This window comes from Paractinoplanes tereljensis (assembly GCF_016862435.1).
GTDB classification, from domain to species: domain Bacteria; phylum Actinomycetota; class Actinomycetes; order Mycobacteriales; family Micromonosporaceae; genus Actinoplanes; species Actinoplanes tereljensis.
This window is the reverse complement of record NZ_BOMY01000025.1, coordinates 182,847-198,353: the sequence shown is the minus strand read 5'-3', so window position 1 is coordinate 198,353 and position 15,507 is coordinate 182,847. Positions and strand designations below refer to the sequence as shown.

At 71.1% G+C, this 15,507-nt stretch carries 14 protein-coding genes; 9 read left to right on the top strand and 5 right to left on the bottom strand.

Annotated features, from left to right (window positions below; translation table 11 throughout):
- Positions 1 to 14: 14 nt before the first annotated feature.
- From Ate02nite_RS19895 to Ate02nite_RS19880, 4 genes are all read left to right on the top strand, one after another.
- A complete protein-coding gene (locus tag Ate02nite_RS19895) occupies positions 15 to 602 on the top strand; it encodes a TetR/AcrR family transcriptional regulator (RefSeq protein ID WP_203807637.1) in 588 nt (195 codons plus the stop codon).
- 184 nt (positions 603 to 786) lie between these two features.
- Positions 787 to 1,503: an ABC transporter ATP-binding protein gene (locus Ate02nite_RS19890; RefSeq protein ID WP_239147527.1), complete on the top strand. Its 717-nt coding sequence runs from the start codon at positions 787 to 789 to the stop codon at positions 1,501 to 1,503.
- 64 nt (positions 1,504 to 1,567) lie between these two features.
- The gene (locus Ate02nite_RS19885; RefSeq protein WP_203807633.1) at positions 1,568 to 2,278 is read left to right on the top strand and encodes an ABC transporter permease; all 711 of its coding nucleotides are present in this window, start codon (positions 1,568 to 1,570) and stop codon (positions 2,276 to 2,278) included.
- A gap of 10 nt (positions 2,279 to 2,288) precedes the next feature.
- Positions 2,289 to 2,882, top strand: coding sequence for a TetR/AcrR family transcriptional regulator (locus Ate02nite_RS19880; RefSeq protein WP_203807631.1), 594 nt, complete (start codon positions 2,289 to 2,291; stop codon positions 2,880 to 2,882).
- On the opposite strand, the gene Ate02nite_RS19875 is transcribed toward Ate02nite_RS19880, so the two are convergent.
- Positions 2,879 to 3,604, bottom strand: coding sequence for a DUF2470 domain-containing protein (locus tag Ate02nite_RS19875; protein ID WP_203807628.1), 726 nt, complete (start codon positions 3,602 to 3,604; stop codon positions 2,879 to 2,881). The genes Ate02nite_RS19880 and Ate02nite_RS19875 overlap by 4 nt on opposite strands.
- Positions 3,605 to 3,696: 92 nt before the next feature.
- Between Ate02nite_RS19875 and rpsD the strand changes: the two genes are divergently transcribed.
- Positions 3,697 to 4,305 carry a 30S ribosomal protein S4 gene (gene rpsD, locus Ate02nite_RS19870; protein WP_203807626.1) on the top strand — a complete coding sequence of 203 codons (609 nt, stop codon included), beginning with the start codon at positions 3,697 to 3,699 and terminating at the stop codon, positions 4,303 to 4,305.
- A gap of 42 nt (positions 4,306 to 4,347) precedes the next feature.
- Here the strand turns inward: rpsD and Ate02nite_RS19865 are convergent, their stop codons facing one another.
- Positions 4,348 to 6,171, bottom strand: a complete 1,824-nt coding sequence (locus Ate02nite_RS19865; RefSeq protein ID WP_203807624.1) for an AMP-dependent synthetase/ligase — start codon at positions 6,169 to 6,171, stop codon at positions 4,348 to 4,350.
- Positions 6,172 to 6,299: 128 nt separating this feature from the next.
- On the opposite strand from Ate02nite_RS19865, the gene Ate02nite_RS19860 reads away from it, so the two are divergent.
- Entirely contained in the window at positions 6,300 to 7,184 is an 885-nt protein-coding gene (locus Ate02nite_RS19860) for a carbohydrate kinase family protein (protein WP_203807622.1), read from the top strand.
- Here Ate02nite_RS19860 and Ate02nite_RS19855 read toward each other — a convergent pair.
- A complete protein-coding gene (locus Ate02nite_RS19855) occupies positions 7,150 to 8,388 on the bottom strand; it encodes an MFS transporter (RefSeq protein ID WP_203807620.1) in 1,239 nt (412 codons plus the stop codon). The genes Ate02nite_RS19860 and Ate02nite_RS19855 overlap by 35 nt on opposite strands.
- A gap of 204 nt (positions 8,389 to 8,592) precedes the next feature.
- On the opposite strand from Ate02nite_RS19855, the gene pdxR reads away from it, so the two are divergent.
- Positions 8,593 to 9,999 (top strand): MocR-like pyridoxine biosynthesis transcription factor PdxR, encoded by a 1,407-nt coding sequence (pdxR, locus tag Ate02nite_RS19850; RefSeq protein WP_203807618.1) that lies wholly within the window; start codon positions 8,593 to 8,595, stop codon positions 9,997 to 9,999.
- Here the strand turns inward: pdxR and Ate02nite_RS19845 are convergent.
- Together Ate02nite_RS19845 and Ate02nite_RS19840 are read right to left on the bottom strand one after the other, a co-directional pair.
- Entirely contained in the window at positions 9,888 to 11,171 is a 1,284-nt protein-coding gene (locus Ate02nite_RS19845; RefSeq protein WP_203807616.1) for an APC family permease, read from the bottom strand. The genes pdxR and Ate02nite_RS19845 overlap by 112 nt on opposite strands.
- Positions 11,172 to 11,236: 65 nt before the next feature.
- Positions 11,237 to 11,857: a TIGR03085 family metal-binding protein gene (locus Ate02nite_RS19840; protein WP_203807614.1), complete on the bottom strand. Its 621-nt coding sequence runs from the start codon at positions 11,855 to 11,857 to the stop codon at positions 11,237 to 11,239.
- Between the two features lie 108 nt (positions 11,858 to 11,965).
- Here Ate02nite_RS19840 and Ate02nite_RS19835 point away from each other — a divergent pair, with 108 nt between their 5' ends.
- Positions 11,966 to 13,747 carry an ABC transporter ATP-binding protein gene (locus Ate02nite_RS19835; RefSeq protein WP_203807612.1) on the top strand — a complete coding sequence of 594 codons (1,782 nt, stop codon included), beginning with the start codon at positions 11,966 to 11,968 and terminating at the stop codon, positions 13,745 to 13,747.
- Positions 13,744 to 15,501 (top strand): ABC transporter ATP-binding protein, encoded by a 1,758-nt coding sequence (locus Ate02nite_RS19830; protein WP_203807610.1) that lies wholly within the window; start codon positions 13,744 to 13,746, stop codon positions 15,499 to 15,501. Before Ate02nite_RS19835 ends, Ate02nite_RS19830 begins: the two co-directional genes overlap by 4 nt.
- Positions 15,502 to 15,507: the final 6 nt, after the last annotated feature.

The following is a 15,507-nucleotide window of genomic DNA, read 5'->3' as shown; positions in this document are numbered from 1 at the left end:
AGCCGGAGGCCCCCATGACCGTCCTGACCCGCAAGGGCGAAGAGACCCGCAAGCGCATCGTCACCGGCGCGGCCGCCGAGATCCGCGAGCGCGGCGCGGCCGCCACCCGGCTCGAGGACGTGATGGCCCACACCAGCACCAGCAAGAGCCAGCTGTTCCACTACTTCCCCGGCGGCAAGGAAGAGCTGCTGCTGGCGGTGGCCCAGCACGAGGCCGACCAGGTCCTGGCCGACCAGCAGCCGATGCTGGGCGACCTGACCTCGTGGCCGGCCTGGCAGGCCTGGCGCGACAGCGTGGTGCGGCGCTACCTGGCCCAGGGCCCGGAATGCCCGCTCAACTCCCTGCTCGGCCAGATGAGCGGCCGCTCCCCCGGCGCCCGCGCGGTGACCACCGAGCTGATCCGCCAGTGGCAGCAGGCCCTGGTCACCGGCATCAAGCACATGCAGTCGGCCGGCGAGATCGCCCCCACCCTGGACCCCGACCGCACCGCCGCCGCCCTGATCGCCGGCATCCAGGGCGGCGTGGTCGTCTTCCTGGGCACCGGCCAGATAACCCACCTCGAGGCCGCCCTGGACGTAGCGATCGAGAACCTGCGGGCCTGAGCCGTCCGCCGGAGGCGGGCGGTTGGGGCCGGGCCGGGCCGCCGGTAGCTCGCGACGGCCTGGAGGGGCCGCCTGGCCGGGCGCTGGATTCGGGACTTTTCGTAGGGCGTACATCTGGGGGCTTCTGGTCTTGAAGGAATTCATCTAGCGTTGAACTCATCGCTTGATGAAATCGGAGGCTGTGATGATCGAAGTGCGCGATCTCGTGGTGGAGCGGGGTCGACGGCGGGTGTTGCACGGGATCAGCTGTGTGGTGCCGGCGGGGAGTGTGACCGGGCTTCTCGGGCCCAGCGGGAGTGGGAAGACGACGCTGATCCGGGCGGTCGTCGGGGTGCAGATCGTCAAGTCCGGGAGCGTCACCGTTCTTGGGCAGCCGGCCGGGAGTGCGGCGCTGCGCCGCAGCGTCGGCTATGTGACGCAGGCGCCCAGCGTCTACGCGGATCTGTCGGTGCGGGAGAACGCCCGATATTTCGCCTCGCTCTACGGGCTCGGCGCGGCAGCAGCCGACCAGGCCGTCGCCGACGTCGGGTTGAAGGACGCGTCCGGGCAGCTCGTCGGGAATCTGTCCGGTGGGCAGCGCAGCCGGGCCTCGCTCGCCTGCGCCCTGATCGGGCAGCCTCAGCTGCTGGTGCTGGACGAGCCGACGGTGGGGCAGGATCCGGTGCTGCGGGCCGAGTTGTGGGGGCGCTTTCACGCGCTCGCCGCGGCGGGGACGACGCTGCTGGTGTCCAGCCATGTGATGGATGAAGCGGGGCGCTGCGATCGGCTGCTGCTCATTCGCGACGGGCTGCTCATCGGGGATGACACGCCGGCCGCCATCCGGGCCGCGGCCGGGACCGACGACCTCGAGGAAGCGTTCCTGCGGCTGATCCGTTCGCAGGGGCAGGAGGTGGCGGCATGACCGAGCGAAGCGAGTGTCATGATCGCGTTTTGGGTCTTCCGCTTTTTCGTCAAGGTAGGGCAGCATGATCGCGCTGGCCACCACCGCACGCATTTTGCGGCAGCTGCGGCATGACCGGCGGACGGTGGCGTTGCTGCTGGTTGTTCCGGCGCTGCTGCTGACGCTGCTCTACTTCATGTACCAGGACACGCCGCCGGCGTTCGACCGGATCGCCCTGATCATGCTGGGGATCTTCCCGTTCACCATCATGTTCCTGGTGACCAGCATCGCGATGCTGCGCGAGCGGACCAGCGGCACGCTGGAACGGCTGCTCACCACGCCGCTGCGGAAGACCGACCTGCTGTTCGGGTACGGCCTGGCGTTCTCGCTGGCCGCCGTGGTGCAGGGGGCGGTCGCCACCGGCGTCGCCTACTGGCTGCTCGGGCTGGATACCTCGGCCGGTGCGGGGCTCATTCTGCTGATCGCGGTGGTCGACGCCGTGCTGGGAGTGGCGATCGGGCTGCTCTGCAGTGCTTTCGCCCGCACCGAGTTCCAGGCCGTACAGTTCCTGCCGGTGGTGGTCGTGCCGCAGATCCTGCTGTGCGGGTTGTTCGTGCCGCGGGAGCAGATGGCCGGGTGGCTGCAGGCGATCAGCGACGTGCTGCCGCTCACCTATGCGGTGGACGCCCTCGGTTCGGCCGGTGCCACGATGTGGCGGGACGTGACCATTGTGGCCGGGGCGGCCGTGGTGGCGCTGATTCTGGCCGCCGCGACATTGCGGCGGCGCACACCCTAGGAGCAATGGGTTGGTCAAGCGCAGCGGGCGACGCCCGGGCAATCAGGACACCAAGTCGTCCATCCTGGAGGCCGCCCGCCAGACGTTCGCCGAGAAGGGGTTCGACAAGGCCTCGATCCGGGGGATCGCCGGCGACGCCGGAGTTGATCCGGCCCTGGTGCATCACTACTTCGGCACCAAGGAGAAGCTCTTCCTGGCCGCGATGAACGCGCCGATCAACCCGGGCGAGCTGATTCCGCAGGCGCTCGCCGGGCCGCGGGCGGAGGCCGGCGTCCGGTTGATCCGGATGGCGCTGAGCGTGTGGGATTCGCCGGCCGGCACCGCCGCGCTGGCCATGTTCCGCTCGGCGCTGAGCAACGAGTGGACAGCCCGGTTGCTGCGCGAGTTCGTGGTCACCCAGATCCTGCGGCGGGCGGTCAGCGAGCTGATCGTCGACCCGGACGAGGCTCCACTGCGATCGGCGCTGGTGGCGACGCAGATCGCAGGCCTCATGGTGGTCCGTTATGTCCTGCGGATCGAACCGGTCGCCAGCGCCGACCCGGAGCTGCTGGCCACCATGATCGGGCCCAACGTGCAGCGGTTCCTGGATGAGCCCCTCGGTTAGTGGCCGCAGCGGTGGCAGAGCACCGGGTGCAGCAGGTGGGCCAGGTCGTGCCGGTCGGTGACCGGGCGCGGGAAGCCGAGCCGGGCCAGCTTGTCGTCGAGCCGCACCATGAAGCCGTAGCGGTCCAGCCGGACCACCTGGGGCTCGTTCTTCGGCTGGAACGACTTGCCCAGCTGACGGCGCACGTAGGCGCTCATCTCGTCGAGGTGGTGATCGGCGAGGTCGGCGATCAGGTCGAACTCGATCTGCCGCAGCGGGTCGGGGGTGGCCTCGGCGAAGTCGTCGGGGTCGATGTCGACGAGCTTCTCGTTGCGCTCGTAACGCACCTCGGCGACGTCCATCCGGTGCATCACCTTGCTGTCGCCCACGTCGAGCAGGTCGCCGGTGGCGTCGATGTCGGCGTAGTCGAGCACGGCCCGCTTCAGCTCGTCGCCCTCGATGCGGGTGACCCAGCCGGAGACCCACACCCGGCCGAGGGCGGGCGAGCCGGCCATCGGCGGGACGTCGGTGATGTCGAGCACCATCGCCGTGTCGTCGGTGCCGGGCTGCGGTCGCGTCGCGGCGGCGAACGCGCCGTCGGCCGGCGAAAGCAGCAGCACACGGCCGTGCGAGTCGGTCACGTGCCGAACCGGGAGCGGCCCGGGGAAGCAGGCGATGTGCGCGACGGCGGGCAGGTGCCCGGCGGCGAGCGTCCTCGCTACCTCGGCGTGGCTGGGCTGCATGGTGTGTACCTCCGACGACCGGTTAGGCTGACCTTAGTAAGGTGAGGCTAACCGTAACACCGGCCTCAAGCGCAAGTGACTCCGGAGACTTCATGAACAACTCACGGCCCAAGGCCAAACTGTCCCGTGCCCTCGGCATCCCGCTGACGCCCAAGTGCGTGAAGTACTTCGAGAAGCGGCCGTTCCCGCCGGGTGTGCACGGCCGGTCCCGTCGCAAGACCTCGGACTACCAGGTGCGCCTGCTCGAGAAGCAGCGGCTGCGGCACCAGTACAACATCAGCGAATCGCAGATGCGGCGGGCGTACGACGATGCGCACCGCGCCGAGGGCAAGACCGGCGAGACCATGGTGACCCTGCTGGAGCGTCGCCTGGACGCCGTGGTGGTCCGGTCCGGCATGGCCCGCACCATCTACCAGGCCCGCCAGCTCGTCGTGCACGGCCACTTCACGGTCGACGGCCAGAAGGTGGACCGGCCGGCCTACCGGCTCAAGCCGGGTCAGGTCGTGGAGGTCAAGGAGAAGAGCCGGCAGAAGCCGCCGTTCCAGATCGCCGCGACCGGCGCGCACCTGGACGGGCCGACCGCGCCGTACCTGTCGACGGCTCTCGAGGAGCTGCGCACCACGGTGATCCGGCTGCCGGAGCGCAAGGAGATCCCGGTGCTGTGCGACGAGCAGCTCGTCGTCGAGTTCTACGCGCGCTGACTCTGTCTCATCGGGGGCCGCTTTCGCGGCCCCCGATGCGCGTCAGAGCTGAGCGAGCGAACCCGCGTACATCTTGTCGATCTCGGCCGAGAAGTTGGTCTCGACGCTGCGCCGCTTGATCTTCATCGACGGCGTGATCTCGCCGGCCTCGATGCTCAGGTCACGCGGGAGGATGGCGAACTTCTTCACCGTCTCCCACTTGTTGAGCTTGCCGTTCAGCTCGTCGATGTAGTCGGCGACGAGCTTCTCGGTCTCGGGGGCCGCCACGATCTCCTCGTAGCTTTTGCCGTCGAGCGGGCCGCCGGCCGCCCAGGACACGATCGCGTCCTCGTCGAGCGAGATGAGCATCGAGACGAAGTTGCGGGCCTGGCCGACCACGACCGCCTGCGAGGTGTACGGGCAGACGGCCTTGAACATGCCCTCGATCGCCGACGGCGCGATGTATTTGCCACCGGACGTCTTGACCAGGTCTTTCTTGCGGTCGGTGATGCGCAGGTAGCCGTCGCTGTCGAGCTCGCCGATGTCCCCGGTGCGCAGGAAGCCGTCCTCGGTGAACGCCTCGGCGGTCTCCTTGGGCAGGTCGTGGTAGCCCCGCATCACCGGCGCGCCGCGGAGCAGGATCTCGCCGTCCGCGTCGATCTTGCACTCCAGGTCACCGAGCGGCTGCCCGACCGTACCGATCTTGAGCTTGCCGGCCCGGTTGACGAAGTTGGCGGCGCTCGACTCGGTCATGCCGTAGCCCTCCATGATCGGAAGGTTGGCGGCCGCGAAGAACTCGGCGATGTCCCGGCTCAGCGGCGCCGAGCCGCTGACCAGCACCCGCAGCCGGCCACCGAGCCGCTCCTGCAGCTTCGAGAAGACCAGCCGCTCGGCCACGCCATATTTCAATTTGAGGCCGCCGGGCACCGGCTTGCCGGCCTGCTCGAGCGCGACCTTCTCCTTGCCGACGCCGACCGCCCAGCCGAAGATCTTGGCCTTGGCGCCGCCGCCACCCAGGGCGGTGGTGACGGTCTTGTTGTAGACCTTCTCGAAGATGCGGGGAGCCGCGCACATCAGCGTCGGCTTCACCACCGACAGCATGTCGACAAGCTTGTCGACCCGGCCGTCGACGTAGGTCGGCACGCCCACGTGGATGATGCCGCAGAGCAGCGTCTTGCCGAACGAGTGGGACAGCGGCAACCACAGGTACTGAAGGTCGGTGGACTCGAACAGGCCGAGGTCTTCCTGCGCGACACCCTCCCAGGTCCAGCCGTGGTGCAGCAGCTGCACGCCCTTGGGCCGGCCGGTGGTGCCGGAGGTGTAGATCAGGGTGGCCAGGTGCTCGGGGCCGATGCTCGCAACCACCTCGTCGATCAGCTTCGGGTTGTCGCGCAGCGCGGCCGCCCCGCGCTCCTCCAGCTCGGCCAGGGTGAGCTGCGGCGGAGTGGCGCCGGCGTCGGCCTGCCCCTCGATCAGCACGACGTGGGTGACGCTGGTGTCGGCCCCGGAGATCTTGAGGGCCTGCTTCGGGGTCTCGGCGATCAGCACCTTGGAACCCGAGTTGGCCACGATGTAACTCGCGTCCTCGGGCTCGGTGGTCGGGTAGACCGTGGTGGTCGCGGCGCCGGCGCAGTTGATGCCGAGGTCGGCGAGGACCCACTCGTAGCTGGTGCCGGCCAGGATGGCGACCCGGTCCTCCAGGACCACGCCCAGCGAACGCAGGCCGGCGGCGATGCGGGTGGCCCGCTCGCCGACGTCGGACCAGGTGTGCCAGACCATGCCGGAGTCGTCCGGGGTGGGCGTCGCGAACGCCTGACCGTTCGGGGTCGCCGCGACGCGCTTGAAGAACATGTCGGGGATCGAGCGGTAGGGAACGTCGAGAGCCATCGGGCGCCGCCTTACGAACCGGGACTTGGGGGTTTATTGCGTACTAGTTACCGGAGGGTATTGAAAGTGCGGCCGGAGGGCTAGTACCGACGAGTCTATCGACCGACAAGCCGGTAACGTCCGGAAGAATGAGCGTGCTTGTGGTTGGCGGTACCGGAATCGACACGGTGGTCCCGGTGGCCGGCCTGCCGGTGCTCGGCGCCGACTCGGCCCGGCCCACCGGACCCATCCATGACGACGTGTCGCACACCGGCACGTGCGTGGCGCTGGCCCTGCACGCGCTCGGCGTGCCGGTCACGGTGGCCGACACGATCGGCGCCGACGACGCCGGGCGGCGGGTCGCCGAAGCCTTCGCGTCCTGGGGCATTCCCCTGCACACCGCCGTCTCGCCGGGCGGCACCCGGCGCGCGGTCAACCTGATGAGCCCGGACGGGCGCCGCCTCTCCCTCTACGACGGCCGGGACGTGCCCGGTTACCGGCTGCCGGCGTCGTTGTATTTGCCCCTTTTATCCGAAAGCTCGCACGCACATCTCACGATCAACGACTTCGCCCGGCACCTTTTGCCCGATTTGCGAAACGCAGGCGTCACCGTCTCGACCGACCTCCACGACTGGGACGGGACGAACCCCCACCACCTCGACTTCGCACTCGGGGCGGACATCGTCTTCGTCAGCGCGGTGCAACTGGCGGCCGGCGCGGCCGAGCGGATCCTGACCGACGGCGTGGCGTCGCACGTGCTGGTCACCGACGGCGCGAAGGGCGCCACGCTCTTCTCCCGAGAAACCGGAGCAAAGGGCCCCCGGCACCAACCGGCCACCGACCCGGGCGCGCCGATCGCCGACACCAACGGCGCCGGCGACGCCTTCGCCGCCGCCTTCCTGCGGGCCTGGCTGGCCGGTGACAGCGACGACGAAAGCCTGCGGCAGGCGGTCATCGCCGGGGCGTACGCGTGTACGCGTCCCGTCGGCCCCGACTGCTTCATCGATCGGGCCGAGCTGGCCAGGCGGCGCTGACCTCGTCGATCGGCTTCATGTCGCGAATGCCGGCAGCCAGGCTCGCGGTCAGCGCCGACACGGTCACCGCCACCGCGAACATCAGCAGGGCGGCCCGGCTGCCCCAGCCCGAGACGACCACCCCGGCCAGCAGCGGCGCGGTGGCCGACGCCGACATCGCGGACAGGAAGATCACGCTGAGCACCCGGCCCTGCAGGTGGTCCGGGGTGATCGCGGCCTGATAGCCGAACAGGGCCGCGTTGCAGGCCGGCCCGATGAAGATGGCCAGCGCCAGCGGCACCGCGGCGGCCACGCTCGAGGTCAGCCAGGCGCTGACCACCAGCACCCCGGCCGAGGCCCAGCAGATCGACCGGATCAGCGGCGGGAACGGCAACCAGCGCAGCAGCCGGGGCGCGAACAGCGCGCCGGCCAGGCCGCCGGCCCCGACGATCGTCTCGGTCAGGCCGATCACCCCGGGCCGTACGTCGTGCCGCTGCAGCGTGACGATGATGGTGAAGACCGCCCCGTTGAGCGCGAAGTTCAGCGGCGCCGCGATCACCAGCACGGCCCGCAGGAACGGGTTGGTGAAGACGAACCGCAACCCCTCGGCCAGCGCGGCGGCGTGCCCGGGCGGATCGGTGTCCCGGACCGCCTGCAGCGGCTTCCGGATCAGCGCGATCCCGAACAGCGAGAACAGATAGGACACCGCGTTGCCGACGAACGGCAGCGCGGGCGCGACGCCGAACAGCAGGCCACCCAGCGGCGGCCCGGCCAGCGAGGCGCCGTAGGCCCGGGCCTCGTTGCGGGCCACCGCGGCGGGCAGCTGGCCGGGCCGGACGATGCTGCGCAGGGCGGCGTACTCGACGGTGCTGAACAGGGCGGTGCCGATGGCGTCGAGCGCGGCCACCGCGATGATGACGGCCAGGCTGACCCGGCCGGTCGCGATCATGCCGGCCAGCAGCAGGCAGGCGAGCAGCCGGACGCTGTCGCAGGCGAGCAGGGCCCGGCGGCGGTCGACCCGGTCGGCGAGAACACCGGCGGGCAGCCGGGCGGCGAGCTTGGCGACCAGGGCCGCGGTGCCGACCACCCCGGCCTGTACGGCGGAGCCGGTCATCTCGAGCACCAGCAACGGCACCGCGAGCTGCGCGATCGCGCCACCGAGGTCGGAGAGCGTCTGGCTCGTCCACAGGAGATTGAATTCGCGATTGCGCCACAGCGTGCTCACCAGTCAAACCCCGCTCGGTAACGGCTTGGTCACCTAGCGCAAGGTATGTACCGCGAGCAATTCTCGCAACCGTAGGGCTCGGCCGACGGCCGTCTACGGGCTCGTGACCCGGCAGCGCGACGGCCGTCGCTCCGCATGATCAAAAGCGTAAGTGGCGATCCCGGGTTGGACCGCATACCGCTTTCCTCATACCAGAATGGTGGGGTGGATCTGGTCCTGGAGACGAGCGGCAACGGCGAGAAGACCGTGCTCGTCTACCGGGCGCTGCGGGCGGCCATCGTGGACGGCCGGCTCCCGGCCGGGCACCGGCTGCCGCCGACCCGGGCACTCGCCACCGACCTCGGGGTTTCCCGGGGCAGCGTGGCGGCCGCCTACGAACGCCTGACCGCCGAGGGCTACCTGGTCGCGCGAGTGGGCTCCGGCACGTACGTGTCCCAGGTCCCGGCCCCGCGCGGGCCCCGGCGCACCCCGGCCGACCCGCTCCGGCCCCGACCGGGCCGGCCGCTGATCCCGCGGCCCACCGGCGACGAGCAGCCGGCCCCGCGCTACGACTTCCGCACCGGCATCCCGGACGCGACGCTCTTCCCGTTCGACACCTGGCGGCGCCTGGTCGCCGCCGAGATCCGGCTCGGCGCGAACAGCCCCGGCACCTACCCGGCCCCGGCCGGGCACCCGGCGCTGCGCGCGGCGATCGCCCGCTACCTCGGCGTCTCCCGGTCGGTGCGCGCCGACCCGGCCGACCTCGTGATCACCAACGGCACCCAGCACGCCCTCGACCTGATCGCCCGGGTGCTCCTGCGGCCGGGCGACGTGGTGGCGGTGGAAGACCCGGGCTATCCGCAGGCCCGGATGCTGTTCGAGGCGCACGGCTGCCGGGTGATCGGGGTGCCGGTCGACGAACAGGGCCTGGTCGTCACCGCGCTGCCGGCCGGCTGCCGGCTGGTCTACACGACCCCGTCGCACCAGTTCCCGCTCGGCCGGCCGATGAGCCTCGCCCGCCGCCGGGAACTACTGGAATGGGCCCGCAGCCGGGCGGTCGCGCTGGTCGAGGACGACTACGACAGCGAGTTCCGGTTCTCCGCCCGCCCGCTCGAACCGCTCTACAGCCTCGACACGGCCGGCCGGGTCCTCTACGCCGGCACCTTCTCCAAGAGCATGCTGCCGTCCATCCGCACCGGATTCGTGCTGGTCCCGCCGGGCCTGCGGGACGCCCTGGCGGCCGCCCGCCAGCTCGGCGACGGGTACGGCTCGCCGCCGATCCAGGCCGCGCTGGCCCGGTTCATCGACGACGGACAGCTGGCCCGGCACGTGCGCCGGGCCGGTAAGGAGTACGCCCGGCGGCACACCCGGATCGTCGCCGCGCTGGCCGCCATGCCCGGCCTGGAGGTGCTGCCGTCCGCGGCCGGCCTGCACGTGACCGCGCTGCTGCGAGGCGGATCGGCGGCCCCCGTGGTCGCCGCGGCCGCCTCGGCCGGCCTGGCCGTCGAGGACCTGGCCGGTTACACCACCTCGCACGCCGGGTTCGTGTTCGGGTTCGGTGCGGCCGACTCCGCGCTGATCGACGAGGCCATGGTGCTCTTCGCCGACCTGCTGGCCCGCCACGCCTGGTAAACGATCGCGCCGGCCGCCACCACCAGGCTCAGCAGCGCCGGCGGCCCGGTCAGCACGAGCAGCACCAGCACCGCCACGAACGCGACCGCCGCCCCCGCCCGGGACGCGCCACGCGGCAGTAACCGCAGGGCGGCCGCCGTGCCGAGCACGTAGACCAGTGTGAAACACCCGGTGACCAGCAGCATCGACGTGTGCAGCGCGATCGGCAGCACCACCGACACCAGGCTGCCGGCCAGCAGGAACGTCAGCGACTTCCGCTGGGTGCCGAAGGCACGGGCCGGCAGCGCACCGTCCCGGGCCAGCGCCGTGCCGAGCCGGGTCGCCCCGGCGAAGTACGCGTTCACCGCGCCGACGGTCAGCAGTACCGCCACCACCGCGGTGCCGATCCGCACCGGCCCGCCGACCCCGACGGCCAGCAGGTCGGCCAGGGGCGCCGAACTCTCCCCCAGCGCCGGGCCGAGCACCAGCACGCTGGTCACCGCGACCGCGAGATAGAGCCCGCCCACCACGACCACCGCCGCCACGGTCGCCCGCGGCACGTCCCGCCTCGGATTCCGGTAGTCCGGCGACAGCGACGAGACCGCCTCCCACCCGGCGAATCCCCAGACGAGTACGGCCGCCGCCGCCCCGATGCCGGCCCAGCCGTGCGGCGCGAACGGGGTCAGGTTGCCGAGGTCGGCGTGCGGCAGCGCGGTCACCACGGTGATCAGCAGCAGGACGGCCAGCACCCCGGTCAGCACCAGCTGCACCCGGCCGGAGATCCGCAGCCCGAACCAGTTCAAGGCGAAGACCGTCCCGACCGTCGCCAGGAACGTGACAAGCACCGTGGTGCGCCCGCCGCCGACCACGTCGGCCACGTAACCACCGGCGAACGCGGCCGCGGCCGGCGCGCCGAACGGCACCGCGAAGTAGAAACACCAGCCGACCGCCGCGGCCGCGTGCCGGCCGAACGCCAGCCGCACATAGGTGGACACCCCGCCGCCATCCGGATGCCGGGCGCCGAGCGCCGCGAACGTCCAGGCCAGCGGGGCCGACAGCAGGATCAGGGCGAGCCAGGCGACAAGCGAGGCCGGTCCGGCCACGCCGGCCGCGAGGGCGGGCATGGAGATCACGCCGGTGCCGAGTACGGCCCCGACGCTGAGCGCGGTCCCCTGCGCCACAGAAAGCTTCATACCCGAAACGTACGGCGTAATTGGCTCACCGTTTGGGCCAATACCGTCGGGTCCAGTTGGGCCAATCAGAGCCCGAGCCGAGCCTGCCGGATCCGCTCGGCCGGCCCGTCGATCTGCACCCGGGCGGCCCGCTGCCGGCCGAACAGGAACAGCGCCAGCTCGCCCGCCGACCCACGCAGGGTCACCTGCGGGTTGTCGCCCACGGTGAACTCGCCCAGCCCGCTCGACTCGACCACCCGAGCCGGGATCTTGGCCCGGCGCAGGGCCATCCGCCCGGCGAACCGCGCGTTCCGCCACAGCACCGCCGCCTGCTCCGCCCCCAGGACGCGCGGCTCCCAGCCGTCGGTGCCGCGCCGCACGTCCTCGTGGTGGACGAAGAACTCACCACCGTTGGCGAGCTCGTCGGTCAGCGGATTGCTGACCGGGCTCCACCACGGCGGGTTGCGCACCTGCTCCACGATCCGCTCGAACGGCTCGGCCGCCTTGGCCAGCCGGATGTTCTCGCCGCGGGCCCGCAACGGCGGCACCAGCATGCCGATCGCGGAGTCGGGCCGGCGTTCCCGCACCACCAGGTGGGCGGCCAGGTCGCGGGTGGTCCAGCCGGCACACAGCGTCGGCTCGTCCGGGCCGAGCCGCAGCAACAGGTCGGCGAGTTGATGACGCTCGCTCTTAGCAAAGGCAGTCACGAACGTGATCGTAGACACATCGTCACATGTGTAAACGATCGCGCCCGTTCGGCAGGATGGGTTGGTAAGGCCGGCAACCCCGGCTAACCCTTACCAGTCAGGTAGGAAATGAGCCACAGCAGGGCCAGCCGCGACGTGCTGGGACGGGGACTGCGGGTGCTCGGGCAGGCGATCCGGACCGAGCCGCGGCTGTTCACCATCGGGGTGGTCGGCAGCACGCTGTTCGGGTTGCTGATCATCGCGAACTCTTACGTCGTCGGCGCCGTCATCGGGCGCGTCGTGGTGCCCGCCTTCGCCGACCATCGTGCCACCACCGGATCGCTCGCGCTGGTCGCCGCGGCCTTCCTCGGCATCAGCGCGCTGCGGGTGGCCGGCGTGTACGGCCGCCGCCTCGGCGCCGGTTACATGCAGTTCCGGCTGCAGGCCCGCTACCGCCGCGCGGTGACCCGCCGCTACCTTTCGCTGCCGCCGTCCTGGCACCAGAAGCACGCCACCGGCACCCTGCTGTCCAACGCGAACTCGGACGTCGAGGCGGCGTTCGTGCCGATCGCCCCGCTGCCGTTCGCGGTCGGCACGATCGTCATGGTCTTCGCCGCGGTGCTCGTGCTGTTCCTCACCGACTGGGTGCTGGCCCTGGTCGGCGTCGCGCTGTTCCCCACCCTGTTCGGCCTGAACGTCATCTACTCCCGGTACATGTCGCCCCGGCAGATCAAGGCCCAGCAGATGCGGGCCAAGGTCAGCGCGGTGGCGCACGAGAGCTTCGACGGCGCGCTCGTGGTCAAGACGATGGGCCGCGAGGAGGACGAGTCGCAGCGGTTCGGCGTCATCGTGTCGGAGTTGCGCGACGCGCTGATCTCGGTGGGCCGGCTGCGCGGCCTGTTCGACCCGGTGATGGACAGCCTGCCCAGCGTCGGCACCCTGGCCGTGCTGCTGCTCGGCGCCTGGCGCCTGCAGAACGGCGCGATCAGCGTGGCCGAGCTGGTCACCGTGTCGTTCCTGTTCACCGTGCTGGCGTTCCCGGTGCGCGCGATCGGCTGGGTCGTCGCCGAGTTGCCCCGCAGCGTGGCCGGCTGGGAGCGGGTGCAGGCCGTTCTGTCCGCGACAGGCGATTTGCACTACGGCACTCAGACATTGCCGTCGACAAATCCGGCATCTCTCAAGTTCGCCCACGTCGACTTCCGCTACGACGACGGCCCCCTGGTCCTGCACGACGTCTCCTTCGAGGTGCCGGCCGGCAAGACGGTAGCCCTGGTCGGCCCGACCGGATCCGGCAAATCCACCATCGCGTCGCTGGCGATCCGGCTGGTCGACCCGGCCGACGGCACCATCACGATCGACGGCGTCGAGTCCCGCGAGCTGACCGAGGCCGCGCTGGCCCGGACGGCCGCCCTGGTACCGCAGATCCCGTTCGTCTTCGACGACACCGTGCGCGGCAACGTCACCCTCGACCGGGACGGCCTGACCGACGAGGACGCCTGGTCGGCGCTGCGCCTGGCCGAGGCCGGCGGCTTCGTCGAGAAGCTGCCGGACGGCTTGGACACCGCGGTCGGCGAGCGCGGCACCTCGCTCTCCGGTGGCCAGCGCCAGCGCATCACCCTGGCCCGCGCCCTGGCCGGCCACCCCCGGCTGCTGGTCCTCGACGACGCCACCAGCGCCGTCGATCCACGCGTGGAGGCGGCCATCCTGGCCTCGCTGCGCTCGTCCGACGCCGGCGCGTCGATCCTGGTGGTCGCCTACCGGCGAGCCACCATCGCCCTCGCCGACGAGGTGGTCTACCTGGAGCAGGGCAAGGTGGTCGCGGTCGGCACGCACGCCGGTCTGCTGGCCACCAACCAGGGGTACGCCGACCTGGTCACCGCCTACGAGAAGGCCGAGCGGGTGGAAGCATGAGCGACGGCACCCTGGCCACCGTTCGCCGCGGCCTGGCCCTCTCCCCCGAGCTGCGCCCCGGCATGGCCGGCACGGTCGCCCTCGCGCTCGTGCAGATGGGCGGCCGGGTCGCCGTCCCGATCGCCGTCCAGCAGGGCATCGACCACGGCATCCGCGGTGCCGGCGGCCCCGACCTGGGCTTCGTCGTCGAGGTGGTGGCGTTCACCTTCGTCGCCCTGGTGATCTCCACGATCGCCGGTTACCTGATGACCCGCCGGCTGTTCACCGTCTCCGAGACCGCGCTCGGCGCCCTGCGCTCGCGCACGTTCCGGCACATCCATGACCTGTCGATGCTGCACCAGCAGTCCGAGCGGCGCGGTTCGATGGTGTCCCGGGTGACCAGCGACGTCGACCAGATCTCCCTGTTCCTGCAGTTCGGCGGGGTGCAACTGCTGCTCTCGGCCGGTCAGCTGCTGGTGTCGACGCTTGTCATGTTCATCTACTCGTGGCAGCTCGCTCTCGTCGTACTCCTCGCCTTCGGCCCTTCGGTTTTGATCATCCGGCTCTTTCAGAAACGGCTCGGCGCCGTTTACCGCACGGTCCGCGAGCGGACCGGCGTCATGCTGGGCGCGGTCGCGGAGAGCGTCGTCGGGGCCACGGTCATCCGGGCGTACGGCGTGGGCGATCGCACCGAACAGCGCCTGGACACCTCGATCGAGCGGCTCCGGGTGGCCCAGCAGCGGGCCTTGCGGACCAGCGTGACCAGCTTCTCCTCGGGCGAGATCGGAGCCGGCCTGGCGCTCGCCGCGGTGGTCGTGGTGGGCACCCTGCTCGGCATCGGCGGCGGGCTCAGCGTGGGCGAACTGACCGCGTTCCTGTTCCTGGTCACGCTGTTCATCCAGCCGGTGCAGATCGCCACCGACATGCTCAACGAGGCGCAGAACGCGGTCGCCGGCTGGCGCCGCGTGCTGGACGTGCTCGACCTCGACCCGGACGTCGCCGACCCCGACGACGAGGGCGTGCAACTGCCGCCGGGCCCGCTGTCGGTGCGGTTCGACGACGTCTCGTTCCGCTACCCGGGCGGCCCGATCGTGCTGGCCGACGTCGATCTGACCCTGGACGCCCGGCGGAAGTACGCGGTGGTCGGCGAGACCGGCAGCGGCAAGACCACGTTCGCCAAGGTGCTGACCCGGCTGATGGACCCGACGGCCGGCGAGGTGCTGCTCTCCGGCACGCCGCTGACCTCGGTGCGGTTCTCCTCGCTGCGCTCGCGGGTGGTGATGGTGCCGCAGGACGGCTTCCTCTTCGACGCCACCATCGCCGAGAACATCCGGTTCGCCGCGCCGGAGCTGACCGACGACGAGTTGGCGGCGGCCTTCGCCGAACTCGGTCTGGCCGACTGGGCGGCGGGCCTGCCGGCCGGCTTCGAAACCCCGGTGGGCGAGCGCGGCGAGGCGCTCAGCGTGGGCGAGCGGCAGCTGGTCGCGCTGGTCCGGGCGTACGTCGCCGACCCCGACCTGCTGGTGCTGGACGAGGCCACCAGCGCCGTCGACCCGGCCACCGAGGTGCGGTTGCAGCGGGCCCTGGACACGGTGACCCGGGGTCGCACCACGGTGGCGATCGCACACCGGTTGTCCACCGCGCAGGCCGCCGACGAGGTGATCGTGGTGGACGCCGGCCGGGTGGTGCAGCGCGGCCCGCACGCAGTGTTGGTCGCCGACGAGGGTTCGATCTACGCCAAGCTTTACGCCTCGTGGCTGGAGCAGACCCGCTGAAGCTTC

Bases quoted from the DNA above. Each gene is read 5' to 3' on its own strand.
- Ate02nite_RS19875 (WP_203807628.1), bottom strand. From the start codon at position 3,604: ATGCAGCCCAGCCACGCCGAGGTAGCGAGGACGCTCGCCGCCGGGCAC.
- Ate02nite_RS19860 (WP_203807622.1), top strand. From the start codon at position 6,300: ATGAGCGTGCTTGTGGTTGGCGGTACCGGAATCGACACGGTGGTCCCG.
- Ate02nite_RS19865 (WP_203807624.1), bottom strand. From the start codon at position 6,171: ATGGCTCTCGACGTTCCCTACCGCTCGATCCCCGACATGTTCTTCAAG.
- Ate02nite_RS19830 (WP_203807610.1), top strand. From the start codon at position 13,744: ATGAGCGACGGCACCCTGGCCACCGTTCGCCGCGGCCTGGCCCTCTCC.
- Ate02nite_RS19835 (WP_203807612.1), top strand. From the start codon at position 11,966: ATGAGCCACAGCAGGGCCAGCCGCGACGTGCTGGGACGGGGACTGCGG.
- Ate02nite_RS19890 (WP_239147527.1), top strand. From the start codon at position 787: ATGATCGAAGTGCGCGATCTCGTGGTGGAGCGGGGTCGACGGCGGGTG.
- Ate02nite_RS19845 (WP_203807616.1), bottom strand. From the start codon at position 11,171: ATGAAGCTTTCTGTGGCGCAGGGGACCGCGCTCAGCGTCGGGGCCGTA.
- rpsD (WP_203807626.1), top strand. From the start codon at position 3,697: ATGAACAACTCACGGCCCAAGGCCAAACTGTCCCGTGCCCTCGGCATC.
- Ate02nite_RS19895 (WP_203807637.1), top strand. From the start codon at position 15: ATGACCGTCCTGACCCGCAAGGGCGAAGAGACCCGCAAGCGCATCGTC.
- Ate02nite_RS19885 (WP_203807633.1), top strand. From the start codon at position 1,568: ATGATCGCGCTGGCCACCACCGCACGCATTTTGCGGCAGCTGCGGCAT.